This is a genomic window from Frischella perrara (assembly GCF_000807275.1).
Classification (GTDB): Bacteria; Pseudomonadota; Gammaproteobacteria; order Enterobacterales; family Orbaceae; genus Frischella; species Frischella perrara.
Window position 1 is genome coordinate 149,372 of the sequence record NZ_CP009056.1, and the last position, 17,218, is coordinate 166,589.

Sequence of the window (17,218 nt, forward strand, 5' to 3'; positions counted from 1 at the left end):
AACATAAAGCTTATTATTGTTGTTGAATTTGCTAGTTTTCTTTAGCATTGCGAGTGAGGATCAATTGATGCAAAATTCTATTCTTTTATTATAACAAAACAATGCGATTTTAATCGCAAAAAGATAGCAGTTAAATCGCTAATTTATTTTTTTTAAATATAGTGAATGAATAATTATATTATCTGATCCAGAATATGTCTAAAAGAAAAATAACTTTGAAAGCGATCGCCGAGCAGGCTGGGCTATCAATAGCCTCTGTATCTAGGGTTATCCACACGCCTCACTTAACACAAAGGGAAACTCAAAATCGTGTTAATCAAGCTATCACAGAACTAGATTTTGATGCTAAAAACCTATTAAAACGTTATCAGACTAATGCGAAAAGCCAAATTATTTTGATTCTTGATAACCAGATGATAACTAATAGTTTAATAAATCAAGGCATTGAAAACCAAGCTAAAATTAAAGGATACAAAATTCTTTATTTACGTTTTATCTATTTTACAGAATCTGAAATACAACAAATTATTAATTACACAATTAATTTTCAGCTAGATGGCATTTTAATTATTAATAATTCGCCTCATTTGAACAACCTTTTGCAGATGCAACATGCCTTACCTCCGATAGTTTTAATTAATCAATTTTCCCTCAAATTTCCTTGTGTGTATTTTGATCATTTATCTATCGGTTATCAGGCTACTCAATATCTAATAGGCTTAGGTCATAAACAAATTGCGATTTTACTAGCTAATAAAGATGAGAGTGATGTTTATCAACTTTATAGTGGCTATAAACAAGCACTAGCTAGAGCGAATATTGCGATAAATCATGCTTTAATTGCTTACCAATCTGTTAGCTATTTGAGAAGTAAAGAAGCAGTAAAGGCGATGCTCAATAGTACTAAACCACCAACAGCGATTATTTGTACCGATCAATTTGGATTAAATCATTTCGATTATGAAAAAGATATGCCAAAAGATCAACATAGTTGTTTTATAAATGCACAGAGCACAATATGTGGAGTCATCGATCAATGTCGCACAATGAATATAGATATCCCAGAGAATCTATCATTATTACAATTTATGCCTGATAAAAATTATAAGCTTTATTACCCATTAAATCATATATGCGCAATGTATAAACCATTATTTACAATGGGGGAAGAGGCTTTTCAATTATTGTTTGCAATAGTTAATGGCGATCACTCAATTCGACAAGCTAAATTGATTGATAGTGAATTGATTATACGCCATTCAACTCGCAAAATTAAATAAGTGACTATGAGATTTAACGAATTAATTATTAAGGTTTTTCAATTGTGTTAATCGTACTAATTATTTTACCTGATATCAAATTTGTTGTAATCGTATCACCAATATTAAGGTTATCAATAGAATTAATCGCCTTGCCATGTTGATCTGAAGTAATGGAATATCCGCGTTCAAGGGTCGCCAGAGGACTAACTGTATTAAGCTGTGATGCTTGAATGGCAAAATCGTTTTTTGCTTTTTGTAATTGTAACCTTAAACCTGTAATTAATTGTTGTTGTTTTTGTTGTAAATTGTGCTGGTAAAGATTGATTTGATGTTCAGGGGATAAACGTTCATGAGCATTGATAAGATTATTAAGTCGTTGGCGATTATTTATTACTATTTGCTCAGCCGTTGTGTGTAAAGATCGAGATAATGCCTGTAAATGAGTTTGTTGTTTTACTAACTTTACTTGCGGATGCTGCATTTGTAAATGATGACGCAACTTTTGCAAGTTTTGGCTTTTTTCGAGTATAGCATGTCTAATCGCGGTATATACAGAACGATGTAATGTTAATAAATTGGCTTGCTGTTTTACTAGCTTTACTTGTGGATGCTGCGTTTGTAAATGGTGGCGCAGATTTTGTAAGCATTGATTTTTTTTTAGTAGAACATGATCAATAGCCATTGCTAAATGTTGTTCAAGTACTTTTAAATCTTTGATTTGATCTTGTCTATCCCGACTAATCAGTTCTGCCGCGGCTGAAGGTGTGGCTGCTCGCAAGTCGGCAACAAAGTCAGCAATTGTAAAATCGATCTCATGACCAACAGCACTAATTATTGGTAACTGACTTGCAAAAATCGCTCGGGCAACAATTTCTTCGTTGAAAGGCCATAAGTCTTCTAATGATCCACCGCCTCTTCCAACTATCAATACATCACACTCTTGACGTAAATTAGCTAATTCTATCATTTTAGCAATTTGAGATGCAGCACCGTCACCTTGAACTAATGATGGGTAGATAATAATAGCTAAATTTGGATCGCGACGTTTAAGAATTTGACAAATATCATGTAAGGCAGCGCCTGTAGAAGATGTTACTATACCAACACGTTGAATATTTTTGGGTATTGGTTGCTTGTGAATTACATCAAACAAACCTTCTTGTTGCAATTTTTGCTTAAGTTGCTCAAAGCGTTGTTGCAATAATCCAGCACCTGCTAATTGTAATTTGTCGACAACAAGTTGATATTCACCTCTTGCTTCATAAATTGTTACAGATGCACTAACTAGAACTTGTTGTCCATTTTGAGGGATGAATCCAGTTCTTAAATTGCTATTGCGAAACATTGCGCATTGGATTTGTGCTGAATCATCTTTTAATTTGAAATACCAATGCCCGGATGCTGGTTTTGAAAAATTCGATATTTCCCCTATCAACCAAATTTTACCAATACTATCAGTAAGTAAATCTTTAACCATTTGATTGAGGTCTTTAACAGACAAAATCGCGCTATTACCTATCATATTTACCTTTTTGTACAGATTGGAATAATCAATTAAATAGATTACGGATTTAACCATTCTTTAGATTCAAAAAATATTAACATGTCTTTTATTGAATCTGATTTATTATCTGGGAATTGATTTCCATCATTATATACTATTACAATTTAATGCTTGTAAATCAAATTGTTAAAACTCTATTTAATAATATTTGTCTTAATACAGTTAGCAGTTAAACTCCGCCCAAATTGGGGCATGATCAGATGGTTTTTCCATCGCACGAATTTCAAGATCAATGCCTGTATTGATACAATGGGACATTAATGATTGACTCGCTAATATCAAATCAATTCTTAATCCTGTATTGGTATCAAAACCACGAGAACGGTAATCAAACCATGAATATTGTTTACTTGAAGGATTAGCTGAACGGAAAGTGTCAACAAAACCTAAAGCTAATATTTGTTCCATCCATTGGCGTTCTTCTGGTAAAAAAGAACATTTACCCGTTCTTAACCAACGTTTTTGGCTATCTTGAGATAACCCGATATCTAAGTCGGTTGGGCTAATATTCATATCACCCATTACAACCGTTAATTGTTGATTAAGAGTATTGTCTTTCAAATAGTTAAATAAATCCTGATAGAATTTCTCTTTAGCTGGAAATTTAGTGGCGTGAGATCTATTATCTCCCTGAGGAAAATAACCGTTAATAATAGTTATTTCACCATGTTGACTAGGTATTTTAGCTTCAATTAATCGACATTGTGCATCATCAGTATCCCATGGGAAACCACAACTTACTGACAAAGGCGCTTGTTTAGTGAGTAAAGCAACACCATAGTGACCTTTTTGACCGTGATAATTTAGATGATATCCCAAATGAGCAAGTTCTGTAACAGGAAATTGATCATTGTGGACTTTTGTTTCTTGTAAACCAATCACATCCGGTTGATGCTTATCAATTATAGCTTCAAGTTGATGTATTCTTGCTCTAAGGCTGTTTATGTTAAAAGAAATGAATTTCATAAATTAAAAATTGTCAGGCTAAAGTTTTTCATTATGCTATCAAAAATCCGTTATACTGTTAAGTATATTGAAAACAACTAAGAGGATTGAGGTTAATATCATAATATATTGATAATGAAATCTTTGTACTACTTTATCAATAATAAAAATATTAAGGCATAACTTGTTAATAATGTAAAAACAAACAATTATGATTAGTAATGGAATAGATTTATTAACTCATTTTTTAGTTGTGAATTATTCTAAATTGATTAATTCTAGTACAGTATTTTATTCAAGATAACAATGATACGATTAAACAGTAGGATAGGTTCTGCATTGTTATGATTAATTGCCAATTTTTGATAATATCAAAGTAATGTTAGTCGCTTATGATCGCAAAATACTAACAACCAGTATAATGCATAGTAATGGTATTTCAGCATATTTTAGAAAAATAACTTATTATATTTATTTGAGGTTTTATGTCGGTAGAATTAAATGATTTACGCGATAAAATTGATGAAATCGATCAATCAATCTTATCTTTAATTACCAAACGGCTGGAATTAGTTGCACAAGTAGGTGAAGTGAAAAGCCTTCATGGCGTACCAATTTATGATCCTAAACGAGAATCTAGTTTGTTGGCTAAACGGCGTCTAGATGCTGAACAAGCAGGGATTTCGCCTAATTTAATTGAAGATATTTTCCGTCGTTTAATGCGTGAATCCTATGCAAATGAAAATGGTAAGGGATTTAAGAAAATCTATAATGGTCAGGGATCCATCGTTATCGTAGGAGGTAACGGACAAATGGGCAGGCTTTTTAACCGTTTATTTATTTTATCAGGTTATGATGTAAAGATCCTAGGTTCCAAGAATATGCACCAAGCTAAGGAAATAGTTGCTAATGCGGCTGCGGTAATTATCACTGTTCCTATTAATAAAACGGTTGACATTATTAATCAGTTACCTGAGTTACCAAATGATTGTATCCTTACTGATTTTACCTCTATTAAGCAAATCCCTTTACAAACCATGCTCAAAAAACATCCTGGTCCTGTGGTAGGATTGCATCCAATGTTTGGACCAGATGTTCCAAATCTGGCAAAACAAATCATTGTTTATTGTGATGGAAGACAAGCTGAAAAATATCAATGGTTGATTGAACAAATGAAAATTTGGGGAGCGACGCTTTATCCTATTTCTGCTAGTGAACATGATAAATGTATGTCATTTATTCAAGCTTTACGTCATTTTACTTCTTTTACTTATGGCGTAAATTTACAGCAAGAGCACGCGAATCTTGAACAGCTAATTGCTTTATCTTCACCTATTTATCGTTTAGAGTTAATGATGGTTGGAAGACTGTTTGCTCAGGATCCGCAACTTTATGCTGATATTATTATGTCATCTAAGCAAAATATTGAATTGATTAAGCACTATTACCATCGTTTTGGCGATATGGTTAAATTAATTGAACAAGGCGATAAAGAACAGTTTATTAATTATTTTAATCAAGTCACACAATGGTTTGGTGATTATGCGCAGCGATTCATTAAAGAAAGTCAATCATTATTAAAACTAGCAAATGATAATCGTACGTAGCACTTTGATAATTCATATTAAGCTAGCCCTTGATTTAATTATAGGTATGATTGTGTTTAAATCTGGTTCGCTATAAAGCGTGTTATCAGTTAATTGACTTAGTAACATTTGTGCTGTTTGCTTGCCAAGTTGTTTGGATGGTAAAGAAATAGTCGTAAGTGGTGGAAAGCTGACTTGGCTAAATTCATTATCGCCAAATCCGCAAACAGCTAATTGATAAGGAACCTTAATATGACGCCGTTGGCATTCATAAAGTACTCCACAAGCTAACTCATCCGTTGTGCACATTATTACTTCAAGTTCAGGCCAATTTAAAATCATATCCGCTAGCATTTCACTTCCAGTTGTAAAATTAGCCGGTTTGGCAGCATTGATAATTCGGTGATTTGGTAAATGATGAGTAAGCATTGCTTTATGCCAACCATGTAAACGCTGTTGGAAAAATTGATATTCCTGATTAGCACATAATAAACCAATCTGCTCATAACCTTTCTTAATTACATGTTCCGTTAATAAATACATGGCTTGAGTATCATTCATGGCAATATCTAAGTTATTTAACGAATCGGTGTGTTTGCCAATATTCATAATGGGTATAGTTTTGTGACTAATGATTTGTTTAATCAAATTATCATTTTCAATGTAAAATAATATAATAGCCGCGAGATTATGGCTAAAAAGCGCATCTAATAATTGTTGTTCACATTGATTATAATGATAAGATTCAATGACTAAAAGAATATAATTTTCTTGAGTTAAACTTGCTTGAAGGGTATCAAGAAATAGTTTGGCAGAATGGTCACAAATCTTAGTTGTTACAATCGCAATGAATCGATTGGTAGAGGCAGAAGCCAACAAACTTGCAGCAATATTTGGTTTATATCCTAAGGCATCAATTGCTAACTGAATTTTTTTCCGTAATTTCTCAGAAACACATTCTGGTGTACGTAAGGCTCTAGAAACTGTCATCGTACCTACGCCAGCATATTTAGCAACATCAAATAGTGTAATTTGTCCTGTAGTTCGCCTTCTTTTTGTATCTTGCATTGATTATTCCAATTTGTTTTTTAATTTACCTCAATATCAGAGAACAGCAAATCAGCTAATAATGACTTATTCATTATGTAGTTAGATAAAATTAATCCAAAGATTAGCGTGTCATAAAGGCATATTATTGCTAAATATCGCTGTTTTCTGCATATTTTATTTAATATGTTACTTTCATCACAGAATAAACAATATTCTGCTCAATTTTGATAGCGCTATCACATTTCTTATATTCTTCAATTTTCATAATTATCCAGTGTGATAATTTTTAATAAAGTATCAAAAAATATTGGTTTTTAACGGAGGAAAAATGTTAGCAAAATGGTTAACACCCCAAACAGTTAATATTGTTGATTCGGTGGACGATTGGAAACAGGCAATACAATTATGTGCGCAGCCATTACTAGAAAATAACACAATTACTGCAGATTATATTCAAGCAATTTTTAAGCTACATGAATCAATAGGACCCTACTATGTTTTAGCGCCAGGTATTGCAATGCCTCATGCTAGGCCGGAACAGGGAGTTAATCAACTTGGATTATCTATGCTTTTAGTTAAACAAGGCGTGAAATTTAATTCTGAAGATAATGACCCGGTTTATCTAATTACCTTATTGGCTGCCAATGATAGTACTAGTCACATTGAGATGTTAACGCAATTAGCAACATTATTTGGCGAAACTAACGATATACAAACGATATTCAAGGCACAGCAAAGCGAAGACATCTTAGCTGTGCTTAACAAATATTAATCATCTGTTGTACTTTAAAAAGGATAAATAAAATGAAAATTATGGCGGTTTGTGGTTCAGGTCTTGGAAGCAGTTTTATGGTTGAAATGAATATAAAAAAAGTACTGAAAAAACTGGATATTAATGCAGAAGTTACGCATGCTGATCTTGCGTCGGCAACTCCAGATCAGGCTGATTTATTTGTCATGACCAAAGATTTAGCAGCAAGTTCGGGTATTCCTAATGATAAATTAGTTATTTTAAATAACATCATTGATATCAACGATTTGGAAGCTAAACTCGTTGAATATTTTGCTAAACACTAATCAATAAATGAGGTGTTGCTATGATTCAGGAAGTCATTAAATTTATTGTTGATATTTTAAAGGTACCCGCGGTATTAGTTGGTATTATTGCAATGGTTGGACTAATTGCACAGCGTAAATCACTTGCTGATACAATAAAAGGCACAATTAAGACTATACTAGGTTTTTTGGTTTTAAGTGGTGGAGCAGGGGTAGTCGTCAGTTCTATAACGCCATTAGGAAATATGTTTGAAGAAGCGTTTAAATTGCAAGGTATCATACCGAATAATGAAGCAATTGTTTCTATGGCATTAAATGATTATGGTGCGGCAACAGCTCTTATTATGGCTTTTGGTATGGTAGCTAATATCATTGTGGCTCGATTTACTCGCCTAAAATTTATCTTTTTAACGGGTCATCATACTTTTTATATGGCATGTATGATTAGTATCATTTTAACTGTTGCAGGGTTTACAGGATGGCAATTAGTATTTACTGGAGCATTAGTGCTCGGTATGATCATGGCTTTCTTCCCAGCTTTAGCTCATCCACAAATGCGAAAAATTACCGGTAATGATGATGTTGCTTTTGGTCATTTCGGAACCTTAGGTTATGTGTTAGCAGGTTGGATGGGACAATTATTTGGGAGAGGTTCACGTTCAACAGAAGAGATGAATTTACCTAAAAACCTAAGTTTTTTACGGGATAGTTCAATCTCAATTTCGTTAACCATGATGATTATCTACTTAATTTTAGCAGTATGCGCAGGTCCAGAATATGTAGAGTCTAATTTTAGTAAAGGCGATAACTATTTGGTTTATGCAATTATTCAAGCGATTACTTTTGCTGCTGGTGTATTTATCATTCTTCAAGGTGTGCGTCTAATTTTGGCAGAAATTGTTCCTGCTTTCACAGGATTCTCTGAAAAATTAGTTCCTAATGCAAAACCAGCGTTGGATTGTCCTGTGGTTTTCCCTTATGCACCTAATGCAGTTTTGATCGGTTTTCTATTCAGTTTTATTGGTGGATTAATCGGATTATTTGTTTTAGGGAAACTAGACTTAGTCTTAATTTTACCAGGTGTAGTCCCTCATTTCTTCTGTGGAGCAACAGCGGGTGTATTTGGTAATGCGATGGGAGGACGTCGCGGTGCAATGTTAGGTGCATTTGCTAATGGACTATTGGTTACTTTCTTACCTGTTATGTTATTACCAGTGTTAGGTTCAATGGGGTTGTCCAATACAACATTCTCTGATGTTGATTTCTGTGGTATTGGCATAATCTTGGGTTATATGGCTAATTGGTTTAATAAAGACATTATTATGGCAATCATTGTTGGTATCTTTGCCTTATTAGTCATTTATAACTATACCGTTAAACCGAAAAAAAATCATAGCGCTAAATAAATCATATATTTATTACGTTTTCTTTCTCACGATAAAATTTGGCACTGATTTATAACGTCAACTTTCAAAAAACGGGGATTTATCAAAATCCCCTATTTTTTCATCAAGCCATAATCATTCTAACCACTTATTCGAAATTTTGATTATTTTTATAAGTCTAAAATAAGTTAAGCCTAATTGTAACTTATTGATATAATTTACTTTTATTGCAAATGCACTATACTATTCTTAATTCCAATAGGGTGTTTCTAGTAAATGTTTAGTGAATTGATAAAAGGATAGGGTATGAGTAATATGTTACATACAATACAGCAATGGCATCCGGAAGATAATTGGTTTTGGGAAAGGATAGGTAAAAAAATAGCAAAGCGTAATTTGAAAATATCAATAGTTTGCTTATTACTAAGTTTCTGTGTATGGATGCTTTTCAGTATTGTAACAATTCATCTCAATTCTATTGGATTTAACTTTTCTGCTACTCAGTTATTTTTATTAACAGCCATTCCATCAATTTCTGGTGCAATTTTGCGAGTTCCTTATTCATTTGTTATTCCAATTTTCGGTGGAAGATGTTGGACTGCATTTAGTACCTTTATTTTAATTATTCCCTGTTTATGGTTAGGTTATGCCATTGAAAATACTAATACTTCATATATAGAATTCGTTATAATCGCTTTATTGTGTGGTTTAGGAGGCGCGAACTATGCATCAAGTATGGCAAATATCAGTTTTTTCTTTCCTAAATCACGTTTAGGTACAGCATTAGGTTTAAATGGTGGCTTAGGTAGTTTGGGTGTTAGTGTAATTCAACTCGTCGCTTCACTAATTATTTTCTTTCCTATGTTTGATGAGAAATGGGTATTATTGGTTAATGGGCGGAAAATATGGCTACAAAATGCGGCCTTAATTTGGGTTCCATTGCTTATTATTTCTTCAGCGATAGCGCTATGGAAAATGAACGATTTACCTGTTGTAAGAGCTTCATTTAAACAACAATTAATTGTAGTAAAAGACATTAAGATGTGGGTACTAAGTCTACTTTATTTAGGCACGTTTGGTTCTTTCATTGGTTTTTCTGCAGGTTTTGCAATGTTAAGTAAAATTCAATTTCCAGAAATTGATATTACTATCTATGCTTTTTGGGGTCCGTTGATTGCTGTTTTAGCACAACCTTTAGGCGGTATTATTTCAGATAAATTTAATGGTACGCGCATAACTATGATAATTTATCTATTAATGATTTTATTAGTTGGTTTAGTCTTATCTTCTTTACCTGGTGTTGTAACGAATAAAGGTTCTTTTATTAGTTTTTATATTACTTTTTTGGCAATGTTTTTTATTGCAGGTTTTGGCAGTGGTTCAACATTTCAAATTATCGCTACATTATATCGGCAACATGTGAAAAATTCTTTGATTAAGAAAGGAGTAAATCAAACAATAGCAAATAAGAATGCTATAATCGAAACAGCAGCTGCATTAGGCTTTATATCAGCAATTGGTGCGATTGGTGGCTTTTTTATTCCACAAATATTTAGTGTATCATTACTGTTATTTAATTCTGTGAACTATGCATTAGTGGTTTTTATGATTTTTTATTTAATTTGTACACTTGTTACTAAATTAATTATTTGTAATCGTATTTAAGCTTATTAAATAATAATATAATGTTATGAAATTAACAACGGCGCCTTTGGCGCCGTTGATCTTATAATAGATAACGTCTATTTCTAATATCCTACTAAAATACTCAACTAAATACTTGACTAAAAAAAACGGATATATACAATACGCGAATAATATTAACAAGGAAATATTTATGAAATTAACATCAAAAGGTCGCTACGCAGTAACAGCTATGCTTGATGTTGCACTTCATTCTAATAAAGGTCCTGTATCATTAGCTGAGATATCAGAAAGGCAGGAAATTTCGTTGTCTTATCTTGAGCAATTATTTTCACGTCTTAGGAAAAATGGTTTAGTTGCCAGTGTCAGAGGACCAGGCGGAGGCTATATTTTAGGACGTGGTATGAATGAAATCGCCATCAGTTCTATTGTAAAGGCTGTTGATGAAACAGTTACTGCGACAAAATGTCATGGTGAAGAAGGGTGCCAAGGGGGCGTTAAATGCCTAACGCACTCTTTATGGAACGAGTTAAGTGAACGAATAGATAGCTTTTTGACAGGTATTACATTAAGCGAATTGGTCAAAAGTAAAGAGGTTCAAGCTATTGCTGAACGACAAAGTCATGTCATTCGTGTCAACCATCTTAACTGATTATAGAGAATTGATTATTGGAGCAAAAATGAAACTTCCAATTTATATGGACTATGCTGCAACAACGCCGGTCGATCCACGTGTAGCAGAAAAAATGATGCAATATTTAACGTTAGATGGCGTTTTTGGTAATCCAGCCTCCCGTTCGCATCGCTATGGTTGGCAAGCAGAGGAAGCCGTTGATATCGCTCGTAACCAAATTGCAGATTTGATTGGCGCTGATTCGCGTGAAATTGTTTTTACATCAGGTGCTACCGAGGCAGACAATTTAGCAATAAAGGGGGCTGCACATTTTTATCAATCAAAAGGTAAGCATATTATAACTTGTAAAACCGAGCATAAGGCGGTATTAGATACTTGTCGTCAGCTTGAAAGAGAAGGTTATGAAGTTACTTATTTAGCGCCAGAATCCAATGGTCTGATAGATCTTAATAAACTTGAACAAGCCATGCGGGACGATACAGTCGTTGTCTCTATTATGCATGTAAATAATGAGCTCGGTGTTATCCAAGATATTGAAAAAATTGGTGAGCTATGCCGAAGCCGTGGTATTGTTTTTCATGTTGATGCGACGCAGAGCGTTGGTAAATTACCGATTGATTTAACAAAATTAAAAGTAGATTTAATGTCATTTTCAAGTCATAAACTGTATGGACCTAAAGGAATTGGTGGTTTATATGTAAGACGAAAACCTCGTATCCGGATTGAAGCACAAATGCATGGTGGTGGTCATGAACGAGGTATGCGTTCTGGTACTTTACCTGTACACCAAATTGTCGGTATGGGTGAAGCTTATCGTATTGCTAAAGAAGAAATGACTAGCGAAATGCCACGTTTACAAGCATTAAAAGAACGGTTATGGAACGGTTTGAAAGATATAGACGAAGTTTATCTTAATGGATCGATGGAAAACAGTGTAGCGAATATCCTTAATGTTAGTTTTGCATATGTTGAGGGTGAGTCATTAATGATGGCATTAAAAGATTTGGCTGTGTCATCAGGTTCTGCTTGTACTTCTGCCAGTTTAGAACCATCTTATGTGTTACGCGCATTAGGTCTTAATGATGAGTTAGCCCATAGCTCAATCCGTTTTTCTTTAGGCCGTTTTAGTACTGAAGAAGAAATTGATTATGTGATTAAGTTATTACACGATTCAATTGGTAAATTAAGAGAGTTATCGCCATTATGGGAAATGTTTAAGGATGGAATCGATCTGTCCCAAATTAAATGGTCGGCTCATTAATCACAATTAAACGAGGAAAATTTTATGGCATATAGTGATAAAGTAATTGATCATTACGAAAATCCTCGTAATGTTGGTTCATTTGATAAGAATGACCCAAATGTAGGCAGTGGTATGGTAGGCGCACCGGCATGTGGTGATGTGATGCGTCTACAAATCAAGGTCAATGATGAAGGTATTATTGAAGATGCAAAATTTAAAACTTACGGTTGTGGTAGTGCGATAGCATCAAGCTCACTGGTAACTGAATGGATTAAAGGTAAGTCTTTAGATGAGGCTAGTGCAATTAAGAATGTTGATATTGCACAAGAATTAGCTTTACCGCCAGTAAAAATACACTGCTCCATTCTTGCTGAGGATGCTATTAAAGCAGCAATCGAAGATTATAAAAACAAGAAAAATAAATAAGCTAGCTTTCAGGTAGGTATGTTTTTGAGCATATATTCTGGAACAAGTTACCTTTCAAAATTAGGTATTAGCTAATTTTTTGTAGTTGTTATACATAATGCTTCGTTTCTAGCAATGACGTTTATAGCATTATGGCAATATTTAATAGAGGAAGCAGATATGTCAGTTACTTTAACTGAAAGTGCAGCGGTACGTGTACAGTCTTTTCTCACTAATCGAGGTAAAGGTGTTGGTCTTAGACTTGGTGTAAAAACCTCCGGTTGTTCAGGAATGGCTTATGTTCTTGAATTTGCTGATGAAATAAATGATGATGATACAATATTTGAAGACAAATCAATCAAAATTATTGTTGATACAAAAAGCCTTGTTTATCTTGATGGAACCGAGTTAGATTTTGTCAAAGAAGGATTAAATGAAGGATTTAAGTTCAATAATCCAAATGTCAAAAATGAATGTGGCTGCGGCGAAAGTTTTAACGTCTAGTAGCTAAAACCTTTGAAAAGGGGACAAATATGAAAAATAACTATTTTGATTTATTAGCGTTACCAATGATATTACCGATCAATTTGTCCCAACTGAGTTTGAATTATCAACAGTTACAGAAGCAGTATCATCCAGATAATTATGCAACGGCTTCAGAAAGTGAGAAAATGGCGGTTGTTCAAAAATCAGCTACAATAAATGCTGCTTATCTAACTTTAAAAGATCCGATTAAAGCTGCCGAATATCGAGTAGCTTTAGAGGGAATTAATATCAATGAAGAACAGCAAACCATTCACGATAGCGAATTTCTGCAAGAGCAGTTTATGTTACGTGAACAGCTTGATGAAATTGATCAAGTTCATGATTTTGAAAGGTTAGAGTTATTTTACGATGAGATTCTCAAACGTAAAAACCAAGTTTATTTACAATTATTAGCTTACATTAATCAATCTAACTGGTTAGCTACCAAGCAACCATTATATCAACTTCGCTATTTCGTAAAGTTGATTGAACAAATAGAATTGCAACAAGAAAAACACTTTGATTTATAGTACTAATCTATAAATCATTTATTCTAAAGAGAACATTTCATGGTTTTATTACAAATCAGCGAGCCAGGGCAAACTCCCCCTCCACATGAACGACGTATAGCAGTTGGTATTGATCTGGGAACAACCAATTCGCTTGTGGCAACTGTGCGTAGTGGGCAAGCCGAAACTTTACCTGATTTAGAAGGTCATCATTTATTACCTTCTGTTGTTCATTATGGTTTTGATCATGATGGTAATAGTATCACCACTGTCGGTGAGAAGGCAAAAAATGGAGCAGCACTGGACCCAATTAATACGGTGAGTTCAGTAAAAAGAATGATGGGGCGTCATGTCGATGATATTGATTTTCATCATTTGCCCTATAAGATAACTGCCAGTGAAAATGGTGTGCCGATTTTAAATTTACCAAATAAATCAGTCAACCCGATTCAAGTTTCTGCTGATATTCTAAGAGCATTAATAGAACGGGCAAAACAGTCATTAGGTCAAGAGCCTGATGGTGTTGTCATTACATTACCTGCTTATTTTGATGATGCGCAGAGACAGGCAACAAAAGATGCTGCTAATTTAGCCGGTTTGCATGTTTTACGTTTGTTAAACGAACCTACAGCAGCTGCAATTGCTTATGGATTAGATTCTGCACAGGAAGGTGTAATTGCTGTATATGACTTAGGTGGAGGTACTTTTGATATATCTATCCTTCGTTTAAGTAAAGGCGTGTTTGAGGTGCTAGCCACTGGGGGAGATTCAAAATTAGGTGGCGACGATTTTGATCAGCAATTAGTAACATGGATTGTTGAACATGCTAAGATTGAGAAACCTGATGATCCCTTTATCCAACGTCAATTACTTGATTTGGCTAACCAAATTAAACAGCAGCTATCAATCAATGAAGAAGTTGGAATTGAATTTTACGGTTGGAATGGCAAAATTAGTCGTAGTGAATTCAATCAGTTAATTGAACCTTTAGTTAAGAAAACGTTGTTCGCTTGTCGTCGTGCATTAAAAGATGCCAATGTCACTCAAGAAGAAGTCGTTGAAGTTGTTATGGTGGGAGGTTCAACTCGGATCCCTTATATACGTGATAAAGTTGGACAGTTCTTTGGTCGTACTCCTTTAACGTCTATTGATCCTGATCGTGTTGTGGCGATTGGTGCTGCTATTCAAGCCGATATCTTAGTAGGTAATAAACCCGATGCAGATATGTTATTACTTGATGTAATTCCATTATCATTAGGTATTGAAACCATGGGGGATTTAGTAGAAAAAATAATTCCACGTAACACAACTATCCCTTGTGCTAGGGCTCAGGAATTTACAACATTTAAAGATGGTCAAACCGCTATGATGATCCATGTTCTACAAGGTGAACGTGAAACAGTTGCGGATTGTCGTTCTTTAGCTCACTTCACTTTGCATGGAATACCGCCAATGCCTGCTGGCGGTGCTCATATACGTGTTACTTTCCAAGTAGATGCAGATGGGTTATTAAGCGTCACTGCCATGGAGAAGTCTACTGGTATAAATGCGACAATTCAAGTCAAACCTTCTTACGGACTAACCGATAAAGAAATTGCATCTATGATCCAAGATTCATTAAGTTATGCCGAATTGGATAAACAAATTCGTCAGTTAGCAGAACAAAAAGTAGAAGCCGCACGAGTATTAGAAAGTCTAAATGCCGCACTTGAAAAGGATGTCGATTTATTATCACAATCCGAGCTTAATGCAATATTAGCCCAGAAACAAAATTTAGAGGATAAGATGACTGGCGAGAATAGTGCAGAGATCGAAAAACAGATAAAGGCATTAGATCTATTAACCCAAGATTTTGCGGCAAAAAGAATGGATCGATCAATTAAAGATGCGCTAACTGGCCATCGTGTTGATGATATATAAGCTTTGTATTTAATGAGAGAATAATTATGCCAAAGATTACTTTTTTACCTAATGCCGATCTTTGTCCAGAAGGTATAACCATTGAGGCCGAAAAAGGTGAGTCAATTCTAGATGCTGCTTTGCGCAATGATATTGAAATTGATCATGCTTGTGAAATGTCGTGTGCTTGTTCGACATGCCATTGTATCGTGCGTAAAGGTTTTGATTCTTTAGAACCAAGTGATGAGCAAGAAGATGATATGCTAGATAAAGCTTGGGGAGTTGAACCACAAAGCCGACTAAGTTGTCAGGCTATAGTTGAAGATGAAGATCTGACGGTGGAAATCCCTCGTTATAGTCTGAATCATGCTAAAGAAGATCATTAATTAAATCATCAGATGCCTTATAATATTTAAGGCATCTGGTTTTACAATTAGTGTTGTAAGATTTATCGTCTTTAATGTTGGTTAATTACTAATTTATTTAAATAATATTACCCACAATAAACCATGCTTTGCGTGAATTTAAAAAATCTTGGGCAGACATCGGTTTTTTGCCAGCTGGCTGTAATAGCGTCATATTTATGACACCATTTTGAGTTGCTATTTGGATACCTGATTTATCAGCTCGTAGAATGGTTCCCGGCGTCTTATCTGTTGTTTCAGATATAACATTTGCTTGCCATACTTTAATTAGTTCACCATTTATTTCAAAATAACTAACGGGCCAAGGGTTAAATGCTCGTATGCATCTTTCAAGTTGAGTTGCCGTCAAATTCCAATCTAATTTGGCTTCTTGCTTAGATAACTTAGTCGCATAGGTTACTTGTGATTCGTTCTGCTTTTCGGGTTTTGCTTTCCCTTCTATAATAAGCATTAAAGTCTTTAGTAAAGCATCTGGACCGATTTGTGCTAATTTATTATATAAAGTTGCACTGGTATCATCGTCTTCTATATGACATTTTTCTTTATATAGCATATCTCCGGTATCTAAGCCTACATCCATTTGCATGATCGTTATACCTGTTTCAGTATCACCAGCCCAACAAGCACGTTGGATAGGTGCAGCACCACGCCATCTTGGAAGTAACGAACCGTGAACATTTAGACAGCCATATTTAGGCATATCTAAAACGGTCTGTGGAAAAATTAATCCATATGCTACAACAATCATAATATCAGCATTCAGGTCAGCAATAATTTGTTGATTAGCTGAATCTTTTAAGCTTATGGGTTGATATACCGGAAGGTTATTTTGCAAAGCAAGTTGTTTAACGGGGCTGGCTGTGAGTTTATTACCGCGACCGGCTGGTTTATCTGGTTGGGTAAAAACGCCAATGACTTGATGAGGTGAATTTAGTAATGCCTGCAAGTGTTTAGCCGCAAAATCGGGCGTACCAGCAAATATAATTTTAAGTGATTTATTAGCTTTGTTTTCTGTCATACTTTTTACCTGTTAATCCTATCGGGATACATCATCATATACTCAATATATTATGAGATTTGTTGTAT

16 protein-coding genes and 1 pseudogene are annotated in these 17,218 nt (G+C 34.4%); 13 read left to right on the forward strand and 4 right to left on the reverse strand.

The window, feature by feature from the left end:
- Positions 1–194 precede the first annotated feature (194 nt).
- Positions 195–1,280, forward strand: a complete 1,086-nt coding sequence (locus FPB0191_RS00675; protein ID WP_039103286.1) for a LacI family DNA-binding transcriptional regulator — start codon at positions 195–197, stop codon at positions 1,278–1,280.
- 28 nt (positions 1,281–1,308) lie between these two features.
- Here the strand turns inward: FPB0191_RS00675 and xseA are convergent, their stop codons facing one another.
- Positions 1,309–2,784 (reverse strand): exodeoxyribonuclease VII large subunit, encoded by a 1,476-nt coding sequence (gene xseA / locus FPB0191_RS00680; RefSeq protein WP_039103288.1) that lies wholly within the window; start codon positions 2,782–2,784, stop codon positions 1,309–1,311.
- A gap of 204 nt (positions 2,785–2,988) precedes the next feature.
- Positions 2,989–3,792 carry an exodeoxyribonuclease III gene (gene xthA, locus FPB0191_RS00685; protein WP_039103289.1) on the reverse strand — a complete coding sequence of 268 codons (804 nt, stop codon included), beginning with the start codon at positions 3,790–3,792 and terminating at the stop codon, positions 2,989–2,991.
- A 464-nt stretch (positions 3,793–4,256) separates the two neighbouring features.
- On the opposite strand from xthA, the gene tyrA reads away from it, so the two are divergent.
- A complete protein-coding gene (tyrA, locus tag FPB0191_RS00690) occupies positions 4,257–5,378 on the forward strand; it encodes a bifunctional chorismate mutase/prephenate dehydrogenase (protein WP_039103290.1) in 1,122 nt (373 codons plus the stop codon).
- 12 nt (positions 5,379–5,390) lie between these two features.
- Here the strand turns inward: tyrA and FPB0191_RS00695 are convergent, their stop codons facing one another.
- Complete coding sequence (locus tag FPB0191_RS00695) at positions 5,391–6,425, reverse strand: LacI family DNA-binding transcriptional regulator (protein ID WP_082018198.1); 1,035 nt, start codon at positions 6,423–6,425, stop codon at positions 5,391–5,393.
- A gap of 310 nt (positions 6,426–6,735) precedes the next feature.
- Here FPB0191_RS00695 and FPB0191_RS00700 point away from each other — a divergent pair, with 310 nt between their 5' ends.
- The 11 genes and pseudogenes from FPB0191_RS00700 to fdx all read left to right on the forward strand — a co-directional run bounded on the left by FPB0191_RS00700 (position 6,736) and on the right by fdx (position 16,093).
- Complete coding sequence (locus FPB0191_RS00700) at positions 6,736–7,179, forward strand: PTS sugar transporter subunit IIA (protein WP_039103292.1); 444 nt, start codon at positions 6,736–6,738, stop codon at positions 7,177–7,179.
- A 32-nt stretch (positions 7,180–7,211) separates the two neighbouring features.
- Positions 7,212–7,484: a PTS sugar transporter subunit IIB gene (locus tag FPB0191_RS00705; protein ID WP_039103293.1), complete on the forward strand. Its 273-nt coding sequence runs from the start codon at positions 7,212–7,214 to the stop codon at positions 7,482–7,484.
- Positions 7,485–7,504: 20 nt separating this feature from the next.
- Positions 7,505–8,869: a PTS ascorbate transporter subunit IIC gene (locus FPB0191_RS00710; RefSeq protein ID WP_039103295.1), complete on the forward strand. Its 1,365-nt coding sequence runs from the start codon at positions 7,505–7,507 to the stop codon at positions 8,867–8,869.
- Positions 8,870–9,154: 285 nt separating this feature from the next.
- Entirely contained in the window at positions 9,155–10,513 is a 1,359-nt protein-coding gene (locus FPB0191_RS00715) for an MFS transporter (RefSeq protein ID WP_039103297.1), read from the forward strand.
- 172 nt (positions 10,514–10,685) lie between these two features.
- A pseudogene (iscR, locus tag FPB0191_RS00720) lies at positions 10,686–11,114 on the forward strand (Fe-S cluster assembly transcriptional regulator IscR); the annotation flags it as partial.
- 58 nt (positions 11,115–11,172) lie between these two features.
- Positions 11,173–12,387: an IscS subfamily cysteine desulfurase gene (locus FPB0191_RS00725; protein ID WP_039103300.1), complete on the forward strand. Its 1,215-nt coding sequence runs from the start codon at positions 11,173–11,175 to the stop codon at positions 12,385–12,387.
- A 24-nt stretch (positions 12,388–12,411) separates the two neighbouring features.
- Positions 12,412–12,795, forward strand: coding sequence for a Fe-S cluster assembly scaffold IscU (gene iscU, locus FPB0191_RS00730; RefSeq protein WP_039103302.1), 384 nt, complete (start codon positions 12,412–12,414; stop codon positions 12,793–12,795).
- 159 nt (positions 12,796–12,954) lie between these two features.
- A complete protein-coding gene (gene iscA, locus FPB0191_RS00735) occupies positions 12,955–13,278 on the forward strand; it encodes an iron-sulfur cluster assembly protein IscA (protein ID WP_039103304.1) in 324 nt (107 codons plus the stop codon).
- Between the two features lie 29 nt (positions 13,279–13,307).
- The gene (hscB, locus tag FPB0191_RS00740) at positions 13,308–13,829 is read left to right on the forward strand and encodes a Fe-S protein assembly co-chaperone HscB (protein ID WP_039103305.1); all 522 of its coding nucleotides are present in this window, start codon (positions 13,308–13,310) and stop codon (positions 13,827–13,829) included.
- A 39-nt stretch (positions 13,830–13,868) separates the two neighbouring features.
- Positions 13,869–15,728, forward strand: coding sequence for a Fe-S protein assembly chaperone HscA (hscA, locus tag FPB0191_RS00745; RefSeq protein ID WP_039103306.1), 1,860 nt, complete (start codon positions 13,869–13,871; stop codon positions 15,726–15,728).
- 26 nt (positions 15,729–15,754) lie between these two features.
- Complete coding sequence (gene fdx, locus FPB0191_RS00750) at positions 15,755–16,093, forward strand: ISC system 2Fe-2S type ferredoxin (protein WP_039103308.1); 339 nt, start codon at positions 15,755–15,757, stop codon at positions 16,091–16,093.
- A gap of 97 nt (positions 16,094–16,190) precedes the next feature.
- Here fdx and fmt read toward each other — a convergent pair whose 3' ends face one another.
- Positions 16,191–17,150: a methionyl-tRNA formyltransferase gene (fmt, locus tag FPB0191_RS00755; RefSeq protein ID WP_039103309.1), complete on the reverse strand. Its 960-nt coding sequence runs from the start codon at positions 17,148–17,150 to the stop codon at positions 16,191–16,193.
- Positions 17,151–17,218: the final 68 nt, after the last annotated feature.